The organism is Chamaesiphon sp. GL140_3_metabinner_50 (assembly GCF_025361915.1).
Classification (GTDB): Bacteria; Cyanobacteriota; Cyanobacteriia; order Cyanobacteriales; family Chamaesiphonaceae; genus Chamaesiphon.
Genome location: NZ_JANYJC010000064.1, coordinates 1 through 21,225 on the forward strand (window position 1 = coordinate 1; position 21,225 = coordinate 21,225).

Annotated in this window: 20 protein-coding genes; 14 read left to right on the forward strand and 6 right to left on the reverse strand. The window is 48.3% G+C overall.

What is annotated here, in order from left to right:
• From Q0R35_RS03180 to Q0R35_RS03200, 5 genes are all read left to right on the forward strand, one after another.
• Nucleotides 1-305: energy-coupling factor ABC transporter permease (locus Q0R35_RS03180; RefSeq protein WP_295614399.1), on the forward strand; the 305-nt coding region annotated here is incomplete at its 5' end.
• The gene (locus Q0R35_RS03185; RefSeq protein WP_295614402.1) at nucleotides 286-606 is read left to right on the forward strand and encodes an energy-coupling factor ABC transporter substrate-binding protein; all 321 of its coding nucleotides are present in this window, start codon (nucleotides 286-288) and stop codon (nucleotides 604-606) included. The genes Q0R35_RS03180 and Q0R35_RS03185, both read left to right, overlap by 20 nt.
• Nucleotides 606-1,403 (forward strand): cobalt ECF transporter T component CbiQ, encoded by a 798-nt coding sequence (cbiQ, locus tag Q0R35_RS03190; RefSeq protein ID WP_295614404.1) that lies wholly within the window; start codon nucleotides 606-608, stop codon nucleotides 1,401-1,403. The genes Q0R35_RS03185 and cbiQ overlap by 1 nt, the downstream gene beginning before the upstream one ends.
• Nucleotides 1,396-2,250, forward strand: coding sequence for an ABC transporter ATP-binding protein (locus Q0R35_RS03195; protein WP_295614406.1), 855 nt, complete (start codon nucleotides 1,396-1,398; stop codon nucleotides 2,248-2,250). The genes cbiQ and Q0R35_RS03195 overlap by 8 nt, the downstream gene beginning before the upstream one ends.
• A complete protein-coding gene (locus tag Q0R35_RS03200; RefSeq protein WP_295614408.1) occupies nucleotides 2,225-2,623 on the forward strand; it encodes a thiol-disulfide oxidoreductase DCC family protein in 399 nt (132 codons plus the stop codon). The genes Q0R35_RS03195 and Q0R35_RS03200 overlap by 26 nt, the downstream gene beginning before the upstream one ends.
• Here Q0R35_RS03200 and Q0R35_RS03205 read toward each other — a convergent pair.
• From Q0R35_RS03205 to kdpA, 5 genes are all read right to left on the reverse strand, one after another.
• Nucleotides 2,620-3,726, reverse strand: coding sequence for a sensor histidine kinase KdpD (locus Q0R35_RS03205; protein ID WP_295614409.1), 1,107 nt, complete (start codon nucleotides 3,724-3,726; stop codon nucleotides 2,620-2,622). The two genes, Q0R35_RS03200 and Q0R35_RS03205, sit on opposite strands and share 4 nt — an antisense overlap.
• Before the next feature lie 31 nt (nucleotides 3,727-3,757).
• The gene (kdpC, locus tag Q0R35_RS03210; protein ID WP_295614411.1) at nucleotides 3,758-4,399 is read right to left on the reverse strand and encodes a K(+)-transporting ATPase subunit C; all 642 of its coding nucleotides are present in this window, start codon (nucleotides 4,397-4,399) and stop codon (nucleotides 3,758-3,760) included.
• A 543-nt stretch (nucleotides 4,400-4,942) separates the two neighbouring features.
• Nucleotides 4,943-5,182, reverse strand: coding sequence for a potassium-transporting ATPase subunit F (locus tag Q0R35_RS03215; protein ID WP_295614413.1), 240 nt, complete (start codon nucleotides 5,180-5,182; stop codon nucleotides 4,943-4,945).
• 5 nt (nucleotides 5,183-5,187) lie between these two features.
• Complete coding sequence (gene kdpB, locus Q0R35_RS03220; protein WP_366944812.1) at nucleotides 5,188-7,200, reverse strand: potassium-transporting ATPase subunit KdpB; 2,013 nt, start codon at nucleotides 7,198-7,200, stop codon at nucleotides 5,188-5,190.
• A 291-nt stretch (nucleotides 7,201-7,491) separates the two neighbouring features.
• Nucleotides 7,492-9,195 (reverse strand): potassium-transporting ATPase subunit KdpA, encoded by a 1,704-nt coding sequence (gene kdpA / locus Q0R35_RS03225; RefSeq protein WP_295614415.1) that lies wholly within the window; start codon nucleotides 9,193-9,195, stop codon nucleotides 7,492-7,494.
• A gap of 582 nt (nucleotides 9,196-9,777) precedes the next feature.
• Between kdpA and Q0R35_RS03230 the strand changes: the two genes are divergently transcribed.
• Genes Q0R35_RS03230 through Q0R35_RS03240 form a run of 3 tightly spaced genes read left to right on the forward strand, consistent with a single transcriptional unit; the run spans nucleotide 9,778 to nucleotide 12,719 of the window.
• Nucleotides 9,778-10,809 carry a HAMP domain-containing sensor histidine kinase gene (locus Q0R35_RS03230; RefSeq protein WP_366944813.1) on the forward strand — a complete coding sequence of 344 codons (1,032 nt, stop codon included), beginning with the start codon at nucleotides 9,778-9,780 and terminating at the stop codon, nucleotides 10,807-10,809.
• A 28-nt stretch (nucleotides 10,810-10,837) separates the two neighbouring features.
• On the forward strand, nucleotides 10,838-12,028 hold the full coding sequence (locus Q0R35_RS03235; protein WP_295614419.1) for a protein-L-isoaspartate O-methyltransferase: 1,191 nt from the start codon (nucleotides 10,838-10,840) through the stop codon (nucleotides 12,026-12,028).
• A 10-nt stretch (nucleotides 12,029-12,038) separates the two neighbouring features.
• Nucleotides 12,039-12,719, forward strand: a complete 681-nt coding sequence (locus Q0R35_RS03240) for a response regulator transcription factor (RefSeq protein WP_295614421.1) — start codon at nucleotides 12,039-12,041, stop codon at nucleotides 12,717-12,719.
• Here Q0R35_RS03240 and Q0R35_RS03245 read toward each other — a convergent pair.
• Complete coding sequence (locus Q0R35_RS03245) at nucleotides 12,688-13,416, reverse strand: hypothetical protein (protein ID WP_295614422.1); 729 nt, start codon at nucleotides 13,414-13,416, stop codon at nucleotides 12,688-12,690. The two genes, Q0R35_RS03240 and Q0R35_RS03245, sit on opposite strands and share 32 nt — an antisense overlap.
• 456 nt (nucleotides 13,417-13,872) lie before the next feature.
• Here Q0R35_RS03245 and hemE point away from each other — a divergent pair, with 456 nt between their 5' ends.
• The 6 genes from hemE (at nucleotide 13,873) to Q0R35_RS03275 (ending at nucleotide 20,948) form a co-directional block, all read left to right on the forward strand.
• Complete coding sequence (hemE, locus tag Q0R35_RS03250; RefSeq protein ID WP_295614423.1) at nucleotides 13,873-14,925, forward strand: uroporphyrinogen decarboxylase; 1,053 nt, start codon at nucleotides 13,873-13,875, stop codon at nucleotides 14,923-14,925.
• Between the two features lie 267 nt (nucleotides 14,926-15,192).
• Nucleotides 15,193-15,501 (forward strand): hypothetical protein, encoded by a 309-nt coding sequence (locus tag Q0R35_RS03255; RefSeq protein WP_295614425.1) that lies wholly within the window; start codon nucleotides 15,193-15,195, stop codon nucleotides 15,499-15,501.
• Entirely contained in the window at nucleotides 15,491-16,351 is an 861-nt protein-coding gene (locus tag Q0R35_RS03260; protein WP_295614428.1) for a fatty acid desaturase, read from the forward strand. The genes Q0R35_RS03255 and Q0R35_RS03260 overlap by 11 nt, the downstream gene beginning before the upstream one ends.
• On the forward strand, nucleotides 16,327-18,447 hold the full coding sequence (locus Q0R35_RS03265) for a glycogen debranching N-terminal domain-containing protein (protein WP_295614430.1): 2,121 nt from the start codon (nucleotides 16,327-16,329) through the stop codon (nucleotides 18,445-18,447). Before Q0R35_RS03260 ends, Q0R35_RS03265 begins: the two co-directional genes overlap by 25 nt.
• Nucleotides 18,448-18,595: 148 nt before the next feature.
• Complete coding sequence (locus tag Q0R35_RS03270) at nucleotides 18,596-20,191, forward strand: GMC family oxidoreductase (protein WP_295614432.1); 1,596 nt, start codon at nucleotides 18,596-18,598, stop codon at nucleotides 20,189-20,191.
• A 13-nt stretch (nucleotides 20,192-20,204) separates the two neighbouring features.
• Entirely contained in the window at nucleotides 20,205-20,948 is a 744-nt protein-coding gene (locus Q0R35_RS03275; RefSeq protein WP_295614434.1) for a glucose 1-dehydrogenase, read from the forward strand.
• Nucleotides 20,949-21,225 lie beyond the last annotated feature (277 nt).

Consider the following 21,225-nt stretch of genomic DNA (forward strand, 5'->3'; position numbering starts at 1 on the left):
CGATCGTCAAAACCGGACATCAAAAAATTGCCGTGTTTATGGCTTCAATGTTAGAAGACTTATGTACTTATCTAGTCACTGCGGTGCAATTGGCTCTGGCATTTCCCGCCGCTCAGGGTGGGTTTATGGCAGCTTTTATTAAGTTTGTCGGCGTGTTTGCAATTACCCAAATTCCGCTGGCAATTAGTGAGGGTTTATTAACCTTGCTAGTATGGAACTGGCTGCAAGATTACGGTCAACAGGAATTAAAAATACTCCAACTCTTTCAACAGGGAAATAACTTAGATGCAAAAACCAACGAATAATTGGTGGTTATTAGGTATGGCTGTTGCCTTGTCTTTTGCTCCAGTCTTAATTTTTCAGGGTAAAGAATTTAAAGCGACAGATAGTATTAACGTCACGGCGATCGAAGAAGTTAAACCGGGATACAAACCTTGGTTTACACCAGTAATTAAACCATCTGGCGGCGAAGTTGAAACCTTTTTATTTGCCACTCAAGCCGCGATCGGATCGGGGGTAACTTGTTATATCTTAGGTTTATATAAGGGGCGCACCGAACGCCGGAGAACAGATGAAATCGTCCCCTCGATCGAACATCGCGATTAGTGCATATTCAGCTCGATACGCTTGCCTATAGCAATCGGCTGCGCCATCTGCCCCCCAGTCAAAAGCTCTGGTTTGCCATCACCGTGCTGCTGCTGGCTCTGGTAACTCACTATCCGGTACAAATCGTCATTTTTGGGTGGATGAGCATCTGGATTGTGGTTTATGCGGGGATACCGCGTGGGGTTTATGGGGCGATGCTGTTGGGAGTTTCGGTATTTTTGGTGACTAGTCTGCCTGCGATCGCGATCGAGTATGCTAGTAGCATCTCGCCAGAAATGCAGTCCGATGCGTTGTGGCAGATGCAGGTATGGGGCGGGCAGATTTATCTGAGCCATCGCGGTTCGATCCGGGCACTCGAACTCATCATTCGCTGCTGGGCGAGTACTTCCGTGCTATTTTTTATCGTACTGACAATTCCCGCGATCGATCTGGCGGCTACTTGTGCAAAAATTGGCTGTCCGCCGATTCTCATCGAATTATCGCTGTTAATTTACCGCTGTATTTTTCTGTTAGCAAACACCGCCCAAACGATCGTCACCGCTCAAATTTCGCGCGGTGGTTATCGGACTCAAAAACTGAGAATCAACAGCTTAAACTTACTAGTTCATCAGTTGATTCAACGCACGGTGAGTAGGTATCGACAGTTGAGTTTGGGGGTGATGGCACGCGGCTTCGAGCAGGAATTTCGATTTTGGCAACCGCAGTCTTATCAGTATTCTCAACGTTATGCTAATGAATCGATCGTCGGTTGTATGGTGCTGCTAGTTGGAGAGATTTTGTACCGAATATATGTCTGAATATTTGCTAGAATTTAAAGATATTTATTATAGTTACCCGCTGGCGACTGCGCCAACTTTGCAAGGCTTGAGCTTCGGGTTGCCCAAACATAAAAAAACAGCCCTAATTGGTGAAAATGGTTGTGGCAAATCGACAATGTTTCTAATTGCCGATGGCTTATGTAAACCCGATCGCGGGACGGTATTACTAGACAATTTACCATTAACATTCGACAAAGCCGCACTCAAAAGATGGCGACAGCGAGTAGGGTTAGTATTTCAAGATCCCGAACAGCAACTCGTCGCGCCGACTGTGGCAGCAGATATTTCTTACGGATTGTGCAATCAAGGCTTACCCGAATCGGAAGTAGCGGCAAAAGTCATGAAAACTCTCGCCGATTTTAATTTAGAAACTCTGGCTATGTCGCCATTACAGCACCTAAGTTTAGGACAAAAAAAGCGGGTGAGTATTGCGGGGGTAATGGCTTTACAACCCGAATTATTATTATTAGACGAACCGACGGCTTATCTCGATCCGGTGCAAACGCGCAACCTGTTAGTAGAACTAGAATCGATCGCGCAATTAGGGACGACGCTACTAATTGCCACCCACGATCTGGATTTTGTCTATCAATGGGCGGATTGGATTTTGGTAATGGAACGAGGAAAATTAGTTGCAGAGGGAGAAACTCTGGAAGTTTTCCAGCAGCTTCAATATCTGCCAAAATTTGAATTGGGAATGCCGACATTATGGCAAGTTTGGTCGCGGCTGGCTCCGTTAATGAGCCAAGAAGTTCCGGCTCCTAGAACCATTGCGGAATTAAATATTTACCTAGAAAAATATGTATCAAAATCTAATTTTATTTGATGGTGTCTGCAATTTTTGTAATAGTGCGGTGCAACTGGTAATCGAGATCGATCGACACAAAATCTTTAAGTTTGCGGCGATTCAATCTGAATTAGGACAACAACTTTATCGTCAGCATGGCTTAGATCCGATCGATATTCAAACACTGATGCTAGTAGATGGCGATAAAGTTTTGACTAAAAGCGATGCGGTGTTGGCGGTGCTAGCGAAATTGGATGGTGGTTGGCAATATTTGGCTAATTTTACAGCGATGCCGCAGCCGCTGAGAGATTGGGCTTATAGCGAGTTTGCGCGGCAGCGATTCGTGCTGTTTGGGCGGCGAGATCGTTGTATGGTGCCGACTCCAGAATTACAGGAGCGATTTATTGGTTAGGATTTCGATCGAGCCTCGTCAGCAGATCTACTAGTTGACATGATGTGAATATCGACATTTTTGAGCAAGCGGAGGATCTGCTGCGTGAGCGAACCTTTCCAGAAGATTTGCCATCGCGATTTTTGACTTTCACCCATGACTATTTGGGTAATTCGGTATTGTTGGGCAGTTTGGGCGATCGCTTTAATGATATTGTAGTCGCGCACTTGGACGAATTCACCGCCAAATTCTTGGCAGAGCCGTTCGCAGGTGGCGATATGCAAGCTTTCGGCTTTGGTCAAAAATCGATCGGGTTCGTTGACATATAATACATAAAATCGAGCGTGCATGTAGTGGGCAACTCGCGCCCCGCGCCGGAGCAGTTGCACGGTATTGGGATATGTCGAGATACATACCAGTACTCGTTCGTGAATGTTGCAAGTTGCGGGTACGAGGGCATCTCCATTCGACTGGGTACCCTCGATGTTGTCTGCGACTTCTCGGAGTGCTAACTCTCGCAATGCGGCTAAATTACGGCGCTGAAAGAAATTATTAAGGGAGCTGTCGATTTTTTCAGGTGCGTAGATTTTGCCGTCGCGCAGTCGTTCTTGGAGGGTTTCGGGGGTAACATCGACAACGACGACTTCATCAGCGGTTTCGAGAACGCGATCGGGAATGCGTTCGCGCACGACAATTCCGGTAAGCTGGGCGACAGTATCGTTCAGGCTTTCGAGATGCTGGATATTGACGGTAGAATACACGTCGATGCCAGCAGTGAGAATCTCTTCGACATCTTGGTAGCGTTTTTCGCGCTCTGCACCAGGGATATTGGTATGGGCTAGCTCGTCTACTAATACTAGTTGCGGATGTCGATCGAGAATCGCACCTACGTCCATTTCGGTAAATGTAGCACCCTTACACGCGATCGACTGACGGGAAATTTGTTCTAATCCGATCGCTTTGGCGACGGTTTCGGCGCGGTTGTGGGTTTCGAGTAAGCCAATTGCGACATCAATGCCTTCCGATCTCAATCGATGTCCTTCTTCGAGCATTCGGTAGGTTTTACCGACACCAGGACTCATGCCGATAAAGATTTTATGTTTGCCGCGACGGTAGGTTTGCATGGGATAGGCTCTAGGTATTAGGTATTAGGTATTAGGTTTTAGGTAGAGCATCTAAAGCTAGATTTAACTTTAAAACATTTACTCCTGGTTCGCCGAAGATGCCGAGGAAGCGGGGGTCGGTATTTTGGGCGATGAGGGTGTTGAGTCGATCGGGTGGGAGTTTGCGGGCGGTGGCGACGCGTTGAATTTGGGCTGTGGCGGCTTCAGGGGTGATGTGGGGGTCGAGGCTGGAGCCGGAGGTGTAGAGGAGGTCGGCGGTGGGTTTGATGCCTGCTTGCTGGAGTCTGGGGAGGTCGCCTGGAATGGCTTTTTTGGGGTCGGGGTCGGGTTTGCCGTTGATGCGATCGAGTAGTGCGGGGTTGCTGGGGGCGAGGTTGCTGGCTCCTGAGACTCCGGTTTTGAGGACTCCTGCTTCGTCTTTTTTGGGATCGGCGGTGCTGTAGCTGGTGCTGCTGGGGCGGCTGTTGAAGTAGCGCGCGCTGGTGAAGGGTTGTCCGATGAGGGCGGAGCCGACGATTTTACCTTGGGAATTTTTAAGGAGGCTGCCGTTGGCTTGGTAAGGGAAGGCGAGTTGGGAGATGGCGATGGTGGTGAAGGGGTAGATGATGGCGACGAGGAGCCACAAGACGAGGGTGGCGCGGAGGGCTTTGCCGATTTCACGGGGGAGGTTCATGGTTATTTGTGGGGTTTTGGATTAACGATCGGTAGGTTGTAAGTATGAGGCGGGGCGGTAGACGATAGATATTAGTGGGCTGCGATTTTTGCTGGTGGGGGCAGAACCCGGATCTGGGGGTTCCGACCCCCAGACCCCCCGTGCCAGAGGCGGAACGCCGCCTCTCAAACTCTCCTGTCTTGACTCGCTAAACCGTCGGGGAACCCGACGAGCGCGAGTCGCTGCGTAAGGGTTAGTTAGTTAGAATCGGGGTGGGTGTTACTACATTCCATGTATGGCTTCGATGCGGGTTTTGTCAAACTGTTATTCAATATTCACTATCCACTAAGGGACTTGCGTGGAAGTAACATCCCAGATATTTGTCGGTTTAGGTTTCGACTTCGCTCAACCCTTGGAGGTTGAGCGAAGATCTGTAGGTTGGGTTGAAGAATGAAACCCAACTCCCAACTCCCATCTCCCAACTCCCATCTCCCATCTCCCAACTCCCATCTCCCATCTCCCATCTCCCATCTCCCATCTCCCATCTCCCATCTCCCATCTCCTCTAAAATCGTTCTGGTTGAAACATGACTACGAACAGATAGGCGGAGAGGGCGATCGTACCCAAACCTAAAATACCTAAGGCGTAGATTTGGGGACGGGAGAAGGCATCACCTGTGGCGGCGAAAGCTGCCGAGGCAAGTACGACATTCAAACACAGTGCGAGAAATAAATAGGTAGGATATTTACGGCGGTTCCAGGCTGACCAGATAAAGGTAAAATCTTCAGATAGTTTGCTATTCATAGGTGTTAGGCGATCGGGAGTAGTACGTCGATGATTTTGATGGCGATAAAGGGGGCGATTACGCCGCCTAAGCCGTAGATGAGGATGTTACGTTGCAGGAGTTGGTCGGCGGTGAGGGGTCGGAATTTTACGCCGTTGAGGGCGAGGGGGATGAGGGCGGGGATGATTAAGGCGTTGTAAATTAGGGCGGCGAGGATGGCTGATTGGGGGCTTTTTAGTCCCATGATGTTTAATGAGCCGATGCCTGCGGCGGCGAAGATGGTGGGGATGATGGCGAAGTATTTGGCGATGTCGTTGGCGATCGAGAATGTAGTCAGGGCACCACGGGTGATGAGGAGTTGTTTGCCGATCGCGACTAGATCGATTAGTTTGGTGGGATCGGAGTCGAGATCGACCATGTTGGCGGCTTCTTTGGCGGCTTGGGTGCCGGAGTTCATTGCTACGCCGACGTTGGCTTGAGCGAGGGCTGGGGCATCGTTGGTGCCGTCTCCAGTCATGGCGACGAGTTTACCTTGAGACTGTTCGCGTTTAATTACGTCGATTTTGTCTTCGGGGGTGGCTTCGGCGATGAAGTCATCGACTCCAGCTTCTTGGGCGATGACGGAGGCGGTGATCCGGTTGTCGCCAGTGAGCATGATCGTGCGGACTCCCATGCGGCGGAGTTGGTCGAAGCGTTCTTTGAGTCCGGGTTTGACGATATCTTTGAGATAGATTACGCCGTATAAGTCCCCATTTTGACAAATTCCCAGGGGGGTACCGCCGAGTTTGGAGACGCGCTCGTATGCTTCGTCGAATGCCGGGGGAATGGTGCCACCACGCGATCGCACGAAACCGCGAATGGCATCGATCGCCCCTTTACGAACTTCGACTCCATTTGGTAAGTCGGTACCGCTCATCCGGGTGCGGGCGGAGAATTCGACACCTTCACAGCTAGATTTATCGAAATCGATCTTGGCACCCAGTTTTTCGGCCAGTTGGACGATCGATTTACCTTCGGGTGTTTCGTCGAATAAGCTACCCGCTAGGGCGACGGTGGCAACTTCTTCGAGTGAGTGATTGTTAACGGGGATAAATTCATCGGCTAAACGGTTGCCCAGGGTGATGGTACCTGTTTTATCGAGAATTAACGTATTTACGTCGCCACAGGCTTCTACGGCGCGTCCAGAGGTGGCTATGACATTAAATTGCGATACCCGATTCATCCCGGCAATCCCGATCGCGCTGAGTAAGCCGCCGATGGTGGTGGGAATGAGGGCGACTAATAATGAGACGAGAATCGCGATCGTAACTGGAGTCTTGACGTAGTTGCCCAGCGGTGAGAGGGTGGCGACGACGATGAGGAATACTTGAGTCAGGACGGCGAGAAAGACTGTCAGGGCAATCTCGTTGGGGGTTTTGGATCGTTTGGCACCTTCGACGAGGGCAATCATTCGATCGATAAATCCTTGTCCCGGATCGGCGGTAATTTGGATGGTTAATTCATCGGAAACTACCCGCGTCCCCCCAGTAACGGAGCTGGCGATGTCGGTTCCAGGCTGTTTTAAGACTGGTGCGGATTCGCCAGTAATTGCCGACTCATCGACGGAAGCCACCCCAGCGACGACTTCACCATCGGCAGGAATCAGCTCACCGATGGAGACTTTGACGCGATCGCCTTTACGGAGGGCGGTGGAGCTAACTTGTTCGATCGTGCCATCTGGTAAAACTTTACGGGCGGGTGTATCGGCACGACTCGATCGCAATGAATCTGCTTGGGCTTTACCGCGTCCTTCGGCGACGGCTTCGGCAAAGTTAGCGAAAATAACTGTAAAAAAGAGAATAATCGTAATCGTGCCATTTAAGAGCCGCTGGGAACCAGTATCGGCGCGGACTGTACCGAATAAATTGGGGTCGATGGTAACTAATAAAGTAACGATCGTGCCTACCCAAACGAGGAACATCACTGGATTGCCAATCGCGGTGCGCGGATCGAGCTTGATAAAAGCATCGCGCACTGCTCTTTGGTATAAGCCTGCCATTGCCGCCTGTGGAGCCTGTCGGTTCGGCTCTCGCATCACACCAGGAGCCTGCGAAGATCGATCGGGTTTGGATTCCATAATTTATCTAAATGTGGTGGAGCTAATCTTTGGCTGGAAGCTATTGTGTCTATTGGAGATGCGGCGTAGTTGGTGGGAATCCCCCTAAATCCCCCTTGGAAAGGGGGACTTTAAAAGCCCCCTTTCCAAGGGGGTTGGGGGATTTAGATCTCAAAACGAAGTCCATCCGACTTGACACGGTAGCCGATCGGAAACAGGACATCGAACATCAATCTACTTACCCAATTGAAAACCCTCCGCGATCGGCCCCAGTGCCAGCACGGGAAAAAAGGTTAGTGCGCCCATAATTACCACCACGCCAGCGGTAACTCCGGTAAATAGCACGGTATCAGTCCGTAAGGTACCTGTAGTGAAGGGTACGGGCTGTTTTTGTGACATGCCTTCAGCGAGCAGTAATAGCGCGATAATCGGAATATATCTGCCGCCGAGTAAGCTGAAGGAAGTGCTAAGGTTCCACCACAAAGCGGTGGGTACAGGTTGAGTATCGGCTAATCCTTCAAAACCGGAGCCGTTATTGGCAGCAGCAGAAGCATACTCATACATCACCTGGGCGAGTCCGTGAAAGCCGGGATTGCTAATGCCAGCGAGTTGTTCGGGAAATGCCAGCGCGATCGCACCGGGAATTAATACGAAAATTGGGTGTACTAATAACAGTAAAAAGCTCGTCAATACCACCTCATTTTTTTCAATCTTGCGCCCCAAAAATTCGGGTGTCCGTCCGACCATCAATCCGGTGACGAATACTGCCAAAATTAGGTAACAGAATAGGTATGCCGTTCCCGTCCCTTGTCCGCCCCAAATGATTTGGAGAAACAGATCCGACAAGAAGATAAATCCCCCCGCAGGCATAAATGAATCGAGCATTCCATTTACAGCACCCGTCATCGTGCCCGTGGTGGTGACTGCAAATAGCGCAGATTGCGCCCAGCCAAATCGGACTTCTTTGCCCTCTAAATTGGGCTGGACGCTACCCAAAATTGCGTTGACTTGACTATTGCCGTTATACTCGCCGATCGCGGTCACAATAATGAATATGACGTAGAGAATAAATACCATCCCGAACACCAACCAGGCTTGCTTGCGATTATTGGCAATAACGCCGTAGGTATAAATCATCGAGGTGGGAATCGAAATCATCGTCAAGGTTTGAATCAGGTTGGTAAATCCATTCGGATTCTCGAATGGGTGAGCGGAATTGATTGCATAAAAGCCGCCGCCGTTTTCACCTAATTGTTTAATAATTTCAAAGTGTGCGACTGGCCCTAGTGCGATCGCCTGACGGATATTCGGATCTTCTAAAGTCGGTACAATGATCGGCCCAGAGAGAGTTTCTGGTACGCCAGCGGCGACAAAGGCGATCGCACCGACGATACTAATCGGTAATAATATCCTCGTAATTGCCTGAGTTAAATCGACATAAAAATTGCCCAGCGGTCTACCAGTCAAACCGCGAATAAAGGCGATCGCCACGGCAATTCCCGTTCCGGCTGAGGTAAAAAACATCAACCCCAACCCCAACGTCTGAGCCAGATAACTATAAGTAGTCTCACCGGAATAATGTTGTTGATTGGTATTGGTAATAAATGAAATCGTCGTATGTAAGGCGGTATCCCAAGTCGGCGCACCCAATCCCGTCGGATTGAGTGGCAATATTCCCTGCAACATCAAGATGGCAAATAGCAATATTGACATTGCCAAATTGCTAAACAAAATCGCGCGGGCGTATTGCCATCCCGTCATTTGTGTTTGAGGGTTGATGCCGCTGAGATTAAATATTAGGCGATCGATCGGGTTGAGAACTCGATCGAATGGTGTCCTTTCACCCAGATATACTCGTGCAATGTAGCCGCCAAATATGGGCGTAATCGCCACGATAATGGCTAATGTCAATCCAATTTGAATCCATCCCTGGAGCATAGGTATATCTTCCTTATCTGCGTCGGCGATTACCTGCATCTATGCGCGGCTACACCAACGATTGTTTAGATGTTTCTGAGGCTTGAAGCTTATTTTTCAATTTGACTAAAGCTTCAAGTACTCTCATCCTCCCGGATTTTTATTTACTTGTAAAGGTATATCTTCTTGTTTAGATCTCTAAATGTCGCGATCGCCTAGATTTGAGTAGTAATTTTTGCCCAATTGTTTAAGTTGTGTTTAGATCGTGTTTAGGATCGTGATTTACGTCTTAACCGATCGTATTATCTAGAGGCTATTGGCAAACATATTAAACATCTATCTAAAGAGAGAACGATCCAAGTAGAGCTATGATAATAATCTATGCTTTCGATAAGATAATTCGAGTTAAGCTGTAAAAGTAGTTGAGGAAGCAGGTACGAGCGAGATTGAAGTAGCTAATTTGGGGATACTCGATCGTGATGGGTACACTGAATAAATCGCGCTCTAAATATTTGCCTTATGTCAATGCGAACGTTATCAAATTTATTACCTTCGCGTTGGTGTCGTCTCAACCTTGGGAAATCCCCTGGATTTTGGGCGACGATGGGATTATTTGGCATAGTATTTACATTAGAGATGCTAACGCCGCCCGACTATGTGATGGGCTATCTTTACATCCTGCCGATTTTGGTAGCCAAACCCGAACTAGATCGCCGTACCACGCTACCAATTACAACAATTGCGGTATTTTTAACGCTGCTAAATATCTGGATTCCGGGTAATGAGACAATCCATCCCGCGATGGTGACAGATCGGTTAATTACGGTATTTGCACTGATTGTCACTGGCATTTTAACCGATCGCAATCATCAGATCGAATCGACACTCGCACAGCAGCAAGCCAAACTTCAGGTGCAATCGAAATTAGCCAGCCTGCGGGAAGATTTTACATCGACATTAGCGCACGATCTCAAAACGCCGCTTTTAGGTGCGATCGAAACCCTCAAAGCTTTTGCCAGAGAGCAATTTGGAGCAGTACAGCCCAAACAAAAAAGCGTCCTCGATACAATGATTCGCAGTCATCAGACGAGCCTCAAACTAGTCGAAACCTTACTAGATATCTATCGCAACGATCTGAGTGGACTTCAACTAGATCTTAACCCGATCGATCTGGTCGCGATCGCCGAATCTACCACCACCGCACTACTCGATCTTGCTGCTAGTCGCCGCGTTCACATATCATTAAATTATGGGGAATCAGATTTTCGCCAATTTTTGTGGGTAAATGGCGATGCTTTCCAATTGCAACGAGTGTTTGCCAATCTGATTACCAACGCCATCAATCACTCGCCCCGTGGCGCAAAAGTAGCAGTCGTATTGGGTACGCAAGCTGGGGAACGAGTAGTAAAAATTGTCGATCCGGGCGCAGGAATTCAACCCGATGAAATGCCTCACCTATTCGACAGATTTTACCAGGGACAAAGCGATCGTCAAGCCAGCGGATCGGGTTTGGGACTTTACCTGGCTCGTCAAATTATCGAAGCCCACAACGGCACGATTTGGGCAGAAAATCGCTCTCCGCAAGGTGCAATTTTTGGGTTTCGGTTAGCCGCAATTAATCCTCCAGCTCCATAACCGATCGATCTTTAACCTAGAATAAACCATGAATGTAGCAGCTAAATACCAACAGCAACTCTTAGAGCGAACCCAATATATATATCGTGAAACTCCAATTAGTGCCGCAACACAGCAAGCTTATTTAGCAACACCAAGACACCTATTTGTAAAACGTTATCGCGAATGGGGAATTAAAGAATGGCAAGCAGTTAACCAAGATAATTTAGACCAACATTTAGCAACACTTTATCGAGATCGACCATTAATTCTATTTGGTGAAGATGATGCTAATATTCCTTCAACAATTTCGCAACCATCATTTGTAATGCGAATGCTAGATATGTTGCAAATCAAACCAGGACATACTATCTTTGAACTCGGTGCTGGTAGCGGTTGGAATGCAGCATTGATGGGCAAGTTAGTTGGTGCTAAAGGACATATTCATAGCCTCGAAATTATTCCCGAAGTAGCTCAGTCGGCGAGGGAAATAATTGCAGAGTTAAATATTAATAACGTTAGTATAATTACAGCCGATGGTGGCGAGGGCTATGAATCGGGCACTCAATACGATCGAGCGATCTTTACTGCTGGTACCTACGATCTGCAATGCCATTTCTATCGCCAGATAAAAGTAGGCGGTTTATTATTAATTGTCATCAAAAATCAAGGCGGCGGCGATAATCTATTCCTATTGAAAAAAACAGCCGATTGCTTTGAATCGATTGACTCGATGGGCTGTGGCTTCGTTCGACTCAAAGGAAAATATCAATTAGATAGCTTAGAGCCAACCGATATTGAAGAATTACCTAATTGGGCAACTCTCCAACACCAAGAAGTAGATCGAATGCCATTTTGGTGGGGCGGTAAAGGTAAAGCTTCCTTTCTAGGTTTCACGATGGGAATTAGGGGTTTTCTAGGTATTTCAGAACCCTCTTTTCACGCCTTCAAAACCGAAAAGGCAACCAACCAGCCAGATGAATACCAATATTTTGGATTGTGGCAACCAGAGCATAATTCATTAGTAATTGCCAAATCCGACCTACTTATCGCTTATGGTAATAAAAATGCACTCGATCGATTACTAGCCAAAGTTAGAGAATGGGTAGATCTGGGAATGCCTAGTGCTGCTAGTTTTGCACTCCAAATATATCCGATCGATACTCCCTTAAAAGTCGAGCCAGATCGGTGGATTGTCAAACGCCAAGATTCTCAATTTTTGTGGAGTTTGAAACCTTAATTAGATTAAAATGTCACCAAGTCGCCTCAAAATTTTGTTAGTTGAAGATGACGAATTATTTAGGTTGGGCTTGCAAGTGCGATTGCAGCAAGAAGCCGAGATTGAGCTACTAGCCGAAGCCGAAGATGGTGAAACCGCGATCGATCTTGCCAAACAGCAACCCTTCGATCTCGTCTTACTGGATATGGGTTTACCCGGATTAGGTGGATTAGAAACCTGTCGACAGCTCAAGCAAAATCACCCAAAGTTACCAATTTTGGTACTAACATCGCGCAACGATCGATCGCTGATTTCCCGCTTAGTCGCAGCAGGAGCGCAGGGTTACTGCCTCAAAGGGGTCGCAGCCACCACCCTGATTTTAGCCATGCGCTCGGTCATTGCGGGTGCCTCCTGGTGGGATGCTACCGCCACTGCTGAGATTCAAAACCTATTTCAAAATCACCCGACAGATAATGTAGCTCCTGTCACTTTAAATCCGCTCACGCCCCGCGAACGAGAAATTCTCAACCTCATTGCTACTTCCAAAACCGATCGCGAAATTGCCGAAATTCTCTACATCGCCCCCGGTACCGTCCGCGTTCACGTCCATACGATCTTACACAAATTGGGCGCAACCGATCGTAAGCAAGCAGTAGATTGTTGGCAGCAAGGGCTTAACGCTAAGGTGTCGGAAAAGGTGGATCGACATTGACGGTAAAACTCTGAATCATCTTGTCTAAAGCAGTTCGCAGTGGCTCGAATTGTTCGGTGGGAATGATATCTGTAAAAATTGAGATCCGATTGCGATCGAGCTTGATAAAACTAGTCCCACTCATCGGTACAGTTTGACCGTTACTTTCACTTTCATACGCCCAAGATACCCGCACGAATCCATTTTTAAGATCGTCAGGTTCGCTAACCGTCACATTTTTAAGGTTCTTTTGATATTCGTTAATTGTTTTTGTCATAAATTTACCTAAAGATTCAGGCGTATTAGTAATTTCCGAATCGGGCGTATTGTCAAAGATATCGACCGAAACCACCGCAATACCAGTGCGATCTTTCCAAGTTACAAGGACTTCATCGGGTTTGCTAGTATCTGTTTTGCGCCAACTTGTAGGCATAGATACCGAGAAAATATTCTGCTGGTGAGTATAAGTTTTGAAGTTACCAACTTCGATCGCTTGAGTTTGGTAGTTTTGTTTGGTAGCAGCACCCACTTTAACCAATCTTTGACGATCGCTAAGATGGGATCGATCGATCTCTAGATCGGAGCTAGTATGAGTACTAATCGATCGAGTACATGCTGACGGTGCGGAACATGTTTGCGCCATAGCAAAACTTTGTCCCAATAGCACCGGAGTCCAAAGCAATATTAGACCGATCGACATCATCTGAAGTTTCATCATAGAATCGATATTAGTGACTGGGGAAATCTCAAAAAATACTGTAATACTATCCTAACTGACATAAATTTTTCGATAGTACTCGTGTCAGATGTCCAAACCACATCTTTAAAGGTGCCAATCCACCCACATCGGGCACCACAGCGCAAATCGCTGGATCGAGTAAAACCATGTACCCTATTTCCTAATAAAATAGTAGCCACCGAGCCGAAACTGTCGATATCGGTAGCTACTGAATCCTAAGTAGATTTAATAATTCTCTACAATCGCGATCGCCGTTATTCCAGTCACCAACAATCGCGCGAGTATTAACAATCCGATCGATCGCCACTGCTGCTAAGACAAAAGGGTAGCTAGTTTGGTATTCTGGATGCTATGTCGATCGAATCATGCCGATCGATCTGAGGACAGACGCGGGTTTTATCGATCGCACTATATAAATAACTGTAAATTAAAAAAATGACAGAGCTAACTCAAGAACCGCTATTATTACGCGCTGCTAAAGGTGCCACCCTCGATCGTCCGCCAGTGTGGATGATGCGCCAAGCGGGACGCTATATGAAAGTTTATCGCGACTTACGTGACAAATATCCTTCCTTCCGCGATCGATCCGAAAAAGCCGAACTGGCGATCGAAATTTCCCTCCAACCTTGGCGCGCCTTTGCACCCGATGGCGTAATCATGTTCTCCGATATCCTCACGCCCCTACCAGGCGTGGGCATTCCCTTCGACATCATCGAAAGCAAAGGGCCGATTATCGAGCCAGCAATTCGATCTCAGGCGCAAATCGACGCACTCCATCCCCTCAATCCTGAAGAGTCGCTGCCCTTTATTAAAGAGATTTTGGGTACCTTACGGCGCGAAGTTGGTAATAAATCGACCGTTCTCGGCTTTGTCGGCGCACCTTGGACATTAGCAGCATACGCGATCGAAGGTAAAAGTTCTAAAGACTACTCCAACATCAAAGGGATGGCATTCCGCGAACCCCAGATGCTCCACAGTTTACTTACCAAAATCGCCGACGCAATTGCGGTTTACGTCCGCTATCAAATCGATTGCGGTGCCCAAGTCGTCCAAATGTTCGACTCTTGGGCGGGACAACTCAGCCCCCAAGATTACGAAACTTTCGCCCTGCCCTACCAGCAGCAGGTAGTCCGACAAGTTAAAGAAACTCACCCCGACACCCCCCTGATCTTGTACATCAGCGGTAGCTCTGGCGTATTAGAACTAATGGGTAAATCTGGTGTCGATATCGTCAGTCTCGATTGGACGGTAGATATGGCGGTGGGAAGACAGCGGATTGGGGCGCATTTAGGCGTACAAGGCAATATGGATCCCTGTGCATTATATGGTTCTAAAGATTTTATTCGCGATCGGATTGTCGATACAGTTCGCAAGGCTGGTAAAACCGGACATATCATGAATTTGGGGCATGGTGTCTTACCAACCGTACCCGAAGAAAATGTCGCTCACTTCTTTGAAACTGCCAAGAATGTCGATAAGTTACTCTAATTAGGCTTTAGGTCTTAGGTAAACACCAAATATTCCCTCTAGTTGCTTGCGACTGGGGGGAATATTGCTATATGGCTACTCTCAGCGGCGATCGATAACATTGTAGATCTGTAGGTTGGGTTGAAGAATAAAACCCAACGCACCTAAACTGAGCCAGTCAAAAGGCATAAATAATGTATTAATTTTTTACCTAGAAAGATACAGAAGATATTCGAGTATTTCTGATTGAATAAAAGAGATAAATCTGAAAATTGAGTAGTGTTATCGATGAATTCAACATTGAGTGGCGAGAAGTGCGGTCTTGGGGTTTCGCCGCTTGGGTATGGGTCACGGATGGGTTTCCCATCCGACCCAACTCCGCCAAGTGAAGTACCTTTTCAAGACAAAGTGCCGAGTTTCAACCGTACCCAGCGAGTCAAATTTGTAGGTGGCGAGGGAGTCGTCAGAAACTGTAAATTTGAAGGTGGAACTTGGACGTATTTAGTCGAGATGGATTTAGGGCCAGCACCTAAATTTGGACGAGTGGGTGCAGAAACAATGGTATTGCTCGATCGGATCGATTTGCGTGCAGCATAAACTTATTTTACCCCCAACGGGTTTGATGGTTGCATCGGTCATTGTCGCAATCTGGATCGGCAGCCTGGGATGTTTATTATCGATCGAGCAACTGACACCCTGGTGGATTTTGCTGGCGATATTGGGTCGCACATTCATTCAGACTGGTTTATTTGTCGTCGCTCACGATGCCATTCACGGTTCCATCGTGCCGAACGATGCTCGTAGCAATCATGCGATCGGGAGGTTGGCATTGATGCTGTACGCACTGTTACCATACCAGCTACTCGCTACCAATCACTGGCAGCACCATCGGCAACCCGGACAAGCTGGCGACCCCGACTTTCATGATGGCATTCACGACCATGTGGTGCTATGGTACATCAAATTTATGAAAGGGTACCTCGATCGACGACAGCGGATCGTGCTGTTTTTTGGGATGAAGGCGATCTTCTTCACGCTGTATTTAGGATTTCATGTTGCCGTTCCCAATCTGTTTCTGTTTTGGGTATTCCCGATCGTCTTGAGTTCGCTGCAATTATTTATATTTGGGACTTATTTACCGCACCGAGACGCGGTGAGAGCAACCGATCCCCAGATCCGTTCGTGTAGCGTCGGCTCTGCCGAATCGCCACATCGATCCAGCCAGGACGCGATCCGCAACCACAATGCGATTAGCAGCAATTATTCAACATTTTGGTCGTTTTTGACCTGTTATCACTTTGGCTATCACTGGGAGCATCATGAGTACCCTGGCGTGCCCTGGTACGGTCTACCATCGATGCGCCGTAACCGAGAGCATCTCCCCTGGAGAATCGTCCGCACCAACATTCGGAGCAAATACACATGTCGGCCAAAATTTCGCTGGTAACGGGGCAAATCACTATTAATGATGGCGGTTCGTTTCTACTGACTGCGGCGGATGGATCGATAGACGATCGCCGCGCACAGGGTTTATTCGTGCGGGATACGCGCCTAATTTCGCATTATCAAATCTCGCTCGACAGGCAACCGCTGACACTACTAACTTCGAGTGCGATTACCCATCGGGTGGCGCGGTATGAGTTTACCAACCCCGAATTATTGACCGCACGCGGCATTGTCCCAGCTAAAAAGCTGCTCGTTAGCGTCCGTCGCGACATTATGGGCGGAATGCACGAAGATATTAGTATTGTCAATCACCATCAACACCGCGTCGAGATTCAGTTAATGCTCAAAATCCGATCGGATTTTGTTGATGTGTCGCGGGTGAAAGCTCAGGAACTGTTTACCCAAGGTCGCATGGAGACGACTTGGGCAGATGAGAAATTAGCGAATATTTATCGCAATGGGGAGTTTACTAGAGGTTTGCGCCTAGAGTCGGAAGGTGCGAGTTCGCCGCGCTATTCTAACGGGCGGTTGGTTTTCGATATCGCCCTGGAGCCTAACCAAAATTGGCAGACTTGCCTAAATTTTATCGCGTTGGTAGATGGCGAGGAATTGGTACCCCAACATACCGATGCGGCGATCGATGCTACGCCAGCAGGTGTTCAGATGGCTAGCTTTCTAGAGTTGGCGACCCATCTGCGTTCTAGCAATCGGGACGTAGAACAAAGCTACGAGCGAGCTGTGAGCGATTTAGCCGCGCTGAGAATTCCCGTCGATGGCGGGAACACCGTCTGGATTCCAGCAGCGGGGATTCCCTGGTTTGTGGCAGTTTTCGGGCGCGATCCGCTGATTGCGAGTTTGCAAACGATGTCAGTCGCACCCAATTTAGCCCAGGGGACGCTGCTCAAATTAGCTCAATTACAGGCGACCGAATTTGACGATTGGCGCGATGCCGAACCAGGGAAAATTCTTCACGAATTACGGCTGGGCGAACTGGCGCAATTAGGTCAAATTCCCTCTGCGCCTTATTATGGCGCGATCGATACCACTCTATTATGGATAATTACTTTAGCAGAAACTTATAACTGGACTGGCGATCGGGAATTACTCGATCGCGGCTTTACAGCTTTAGAAAAAGCATTGACATGGATCGATAAATATGCAGACCTCGATGGCGATGGTTTTGTCGAGTATTGCAGCCGCTCTCAACATGGCATCCAAAATCAAGGCTGGAAGGATTCAGGCGATGCAATTCGGGCGGCGGATGGGACGCTCGTCACTGCCCCGATCGCGCTGTGTGAGACACAGGGACAGGTTTACGATGCTTGGCGACGGGCGGCAGATCTATATGATGTGCTGGGTAAAACCGATCGCGCGCGTGCATTGCGCCAGCAAGCGGATGGATTATACGTGCGATTTAACGATCGGTTCTGGATGGCAGATGAGGGCTTTTATTGCTTGGGATTGGACGCTAACAAACAGCAAATTCGATCGATCGCTTCCAATGCCGGACAGTTATTATGGTCGGGCATCGTGCCAGTCGATCGCGCCCAACAACTAGTCGAGCGGTTATTTAAGCCCGATTTGTGGTGCGGTTGGGGGATTAGGACGTTATCTAGCAATCATCCCGCCTACGACCCGATCGGCTACCATACAGGCAGCGTCTGGCCGCACGACAACTCATTTATCGCCGCTGGACTCAAACGCTACGGCTACCATGCCCAAGCCAACCAGATTGCCGCAGGCATCTTTGCAGCGGCAAGCATGTTTCAATCCAACCAACTGCCCGAACTCTTCGGCGGCATCGATCGCACCCCCGAAAATTTCCCCGTCCCCTACGTCGATGCTAATATCCCCCAAGCCTGGGCAGCAGGCGCAATCCCGTGGTTAATTAGCAGCATTTTGGGTTTAGTCGCCTATGCACCCGATCGTCGCTTACAAGTCCAAGCAGTGCTGCCTGAGTGGTTACCCGATTTGCAATTAAAGAATATTCATGTCGGCGATGCCCAGGTGGACTTAGATTTCTGGCGACAAGGCGATCGTACTTACTGGAAAGTCGTTCGTCAGGTTGGGGAATTGGAGGTATTCGAGAATACTTAGCCTCCAACGGGCGATCGTCACAACCCTCAATACGGGGTAATTCATCAAGCACCTTTTCAAGACAAGCGAGACAAGACATTACCCCTACTGAGGGTGTCATATCTCAATTCAGCAACGCCTCAACTACTGTTATGTAAAGGAACCTCACATGACCGAACATTACGACATTATTATCATCGGCACTGGCGCGGGTGGCGGTACTCTCGCGCACCGACTTGCGCCTAGCGGCAAGAAAATTCTCATTTTAGAGCGCGGTACCTTTCTCCCCAGAGAAAAGGACAACTGGAACCCAGTCGAAGTGACTACAAAAGACCGTTATTTTAATGCTGAAACTTGGCAAGACAAAGCAGCCCAAGCACTCAAACCCGCCGCAGGTTATTGGGTGGGTGGTAACACCAAATTTTTCGGCGGCACGTTATTTAGGGCGCGGGAAGCCGAGTTTAATACCGTCATTCACAAAGGTGGTATTTCGCCGGAATGGTGTTTGAAATATGCAGATTTTGAACCCTACTATACTCAAGCCGAACAACTCTATCATGTGCATGGCAAAAGAGGTTTAGATCCGATCGAGCCGTGGACGACTCAGGAATACTTTTTTCCACCCATCAGCCACGAACCGCGAATTCAAGCAGTGAGCGATGATTTGCAAGCTAAGGGATTGCACCCGTTCTATTTGCCGATGGCAATTAAAATCGACGAAGCTAAACAGTTCTTGAGTTCGTGTATTCGCTGCGAAACCTGCGATGGGCATCCGTGTTTGGTTCATGCCAAAGCCGATGCTGAAGTAAGTACGGTACGTCCAGCAATGGAGTATTCTAATATTACTCTGCTAACCTCCGCTCAAGTAACCCGGCTCCACACTAGTGCTTCAGGTCGGGAAATTACGACGGTAGAAACCGAATTCGCGGGGGAAGTGAAGCTATTTCGCGGGGATATTGTGGTGGTTGCTGGTGGGGCGATTAATTCGGCGGCGTTGCTATTGCGATCGACAAACGATCGGTACCCGCAGGGATTAGCAAATAGTTCTGGACAGGTAGGGCGCAATTTTATGAAACATAATTGCGGCGTGGTAATTGAAATGACAACTAAAGAAAACCCCACAGTATTTCAGAAGACGCTGGGTATCAATGATTTCTACTGGGGCGAACCAAATTTTCCCTACCCAATGGGACAAATTCAACTATCGGGCAAAGTCAATCGCGACATGTTCGAGCAGGGTGTACCTCTAAAGATAGATGCAGATATTTCGCCCACAGATGCGGCTATACATTCAGTTGACTGGTGGTTGATGGGTGAAGATCTACCCGATGCAAATAATCGGGTCAGTCTAAAGGGGGATAAAATTTTGTTGGAATACACCGACAATAATAGTGAGTCGTTCGATCGGTTAGTCGATCGCTGGATTGATGTTTTGAAATCGTTGGCCGAGCCTTTCGGAACGAAAATCGATGGTGCTAATTCTCGCTATTACCGCAGTAAATTTCCCTTGCGGTGGGTGGCACATCAGTGCGGTACCTGTCGATTTGGTACCGATGCCAAAACGTCTGTTTTAGACATCAATTGTCGCGCTCATGAGCTTGATAATCTGTATGTTGTCGATGGTAGTTTTTTTCCTTCAAATATTGGCTCGAATCCAACACTGACGATCGTCGCTAATGCCCTGCGGGTTGGCGATATTTTACTCGAACGGCTGGGTGTCTCCAGCGCAAAACCACGGCAGTCAATCAATTCTTCAGCATTATAGGAAAGTCTTCAATATGGCAGATTTAATGGGAAAAGTCGCGATCGTTACAGGTGGATCGCGCGGGATCGGGCGCGGGATTGCCGAGCGATTGGGACGAGATGGTGCATACGTTGTGGTCAACTATTCAGATAGCGAACAAGCCGCAAATGAAGTTGTAGATGCGATTTGCGATGCAGGCGGTAAGAGTGTCTCCATTCAGGCAGATTTGAGCAAAATCGCCGATATTCATACTTTATTTGCCAAGACGATCGACTATTTCGGCAAACTCGATATTTTGGTCAACAATGCTGGCATTTCTGGGGAAACTGGCTCGATCGAAAAAGCGACAGTAGAAGACTACGATCTGGTATTTAACCTGAATGTGCGTGGGGTTTTATTCTCATTACAAGAAGCCGCCAAACACATGGGCAATGGTGGTCGCATCGTGAATATTTCCTCGTCATCAACTTTGTATCCTAGTGCCAGAACGGCTGTTTATGCAGCCAGTAAAGCAGCAGTCACGCTACTTACCCAAGTAATGGCACAAGAAGTAGGCAATCGCGATATTACAGTCAATACCGTTACACCGGGGCCGACTGTACCTGGCATGTTCGGTCGCTTATCGGCAGAATATCAGCAGCAAGCCGCCGCTAGTTCGCCCTTCAATCGCCTGGGAACGCCCCAAGACATTGCCGACGTTGTGGCATTTTTGGTAAGTGAAGAGGCGCGCTGGATTACAGGTGAAGAAATTTGTGTCAATGGCGGCGCAAAGATCTAAAAAGTAATGTTTGAAAAGTTATTTTTGATACGCATAACTGGTGAGATCCCCCTTCAAAAGCTACCGCGTACCGACATATCTAGAAATAAGCGAAAACCCTAGAGATCCCCCCTAGCCCCCCTTCAAAAGGGGGGAGCCGGATCCGGAAGTCCCCCGCTTGGTGCGCTTCACTGTCGGGGAACAAAGGACGGTGCGCGCATCCGCTTTTGAAGGGGGATTTAGCGGCTCGCAGCCGGGAGGTTCCCTCCCGGATTATGCGAGACAGCGACGCATCGAC

Excerpts from the sequence above, each read along its gene's own strand:
- Q0R35_RS03185 (WP_295614402.1), top strand. The coding sequence starts at position 286 with ATGCAAAAACCAACGAATAATTGGTGGTTATTAGGTATGGCTGTTGCC.
- Q0R35_RS03195 (WP_295614406.1), top strand. The coding sequence starts at position 1,396 with ATGTCTGAATATTTGCTAGAATTTAAAGATATTTATTATAGTTACCCG.
- Q0R35_RS03200 (WP_295614408.1), top strand. The coding sequence starts at position 2,225 with ATGTATCAAAATCTAATTTTATTTGATGGTGTCTGCAATTTTTGTAAT.
- Q0R35_RS03205 (WP_295614409.1), bottom strand. The coding sequence starts at position 3,726 with ATGCAAACCTACCGTCGCGGCAAACATAAAATCTTTATCGGCATGAGT.
- kdpC (WP_295614411.1), bottom strand. The coding sequence starts at position 4,399 with ATGAACCTCCCCCGTGAAATCGGCAAAGCCCTCCGCGCCACCCTCGTC.
- Q0R35_RS03215 (WP_295614413.1), bottom strand. The coding sequence starts at position 5,182 with ATGAATAGCAAACTATCTGAAGATTTTACCTTTATCTGGTCAGCCTGG.
- kdpB (WP_366944812.1), bottom strand. The coding sequence starts at position 7,200 with ATGGCAGGCTTATACCAAAGAGCAGTGCGCGATGCTTTTATCAAGCTC.
- kdpA (WP_295614415.1), bottom strand. The coding sequence starts at position 9,195 with ATGCTCCAGGGATGGATTCAAATTGGATTGACATTAGCCATTATCGTG.
- Q0R35_RS03230 (WP_366944813.1), top strand. The coding sequence starts at position 9,778 with ATGGGATTATTTGGCATAGTATTTACATTAGAGATGCTAACGCCGCCC.
- Q0R35_RS03235 (WP_295614419.1), top strand. The coding sequence starts at position 10,838 with ATGAATGTAGCAGCTAAATACCAACAGCAACTCTTAGAGCGAACCCAA.
- Q0R35_RS03240 (WP_295614421.1), top strand. The coding sequence starts at position 12,039 with ATGTCACCAAGTCGCCTCAAAATTTTGTTAGTTGAAGATGACGAATTA.
- Q0R35_RS03245 (WP_295614422.1), bottom strand. The coding sequence starts at position 13,416 with ATGATGAAACTTCAGATGATGTCGATCGGTCTAATATTGCTTTGGACT.
- hemE (WP_295614423.1), top strand. The coding sequence starts at position 13,873 with ATGACAGAGCTAACTCAAGAACCGCTATTATTACGCGCTGCTAAAGGT.
- Q0R35_RS03255 (WP_295614425.1), top strand. The coding sequence starts at position 15,193 with ATGAATTCAACATTGAGTGGCGAGAAGTGCGGTCTTGGGGTTTCGCCG.
- Q0R35_RS03265 (WP_295614430.1), top strand. The coding sequence starts at position 16,327 with ATGTCGGCCAAAATTTCGCTGGTAACGGGGCAAATCACTATTAATGAT.
- Q0R35_RS03270 (WP_295614432.1), top strand. The coding sequence starts at position 18,596 with ATGACCGAACATTACGACATTATTATCATCGGCACTGGCGCGGGTGGC.
- Q0R35_RS03275 (WP_295614434.1), top strand. The coding sequence starts at position 20,205 with ATGGCAGATTTAATGGGAAAAGTCGCGATCGTTACAGGTGGATCGCGC.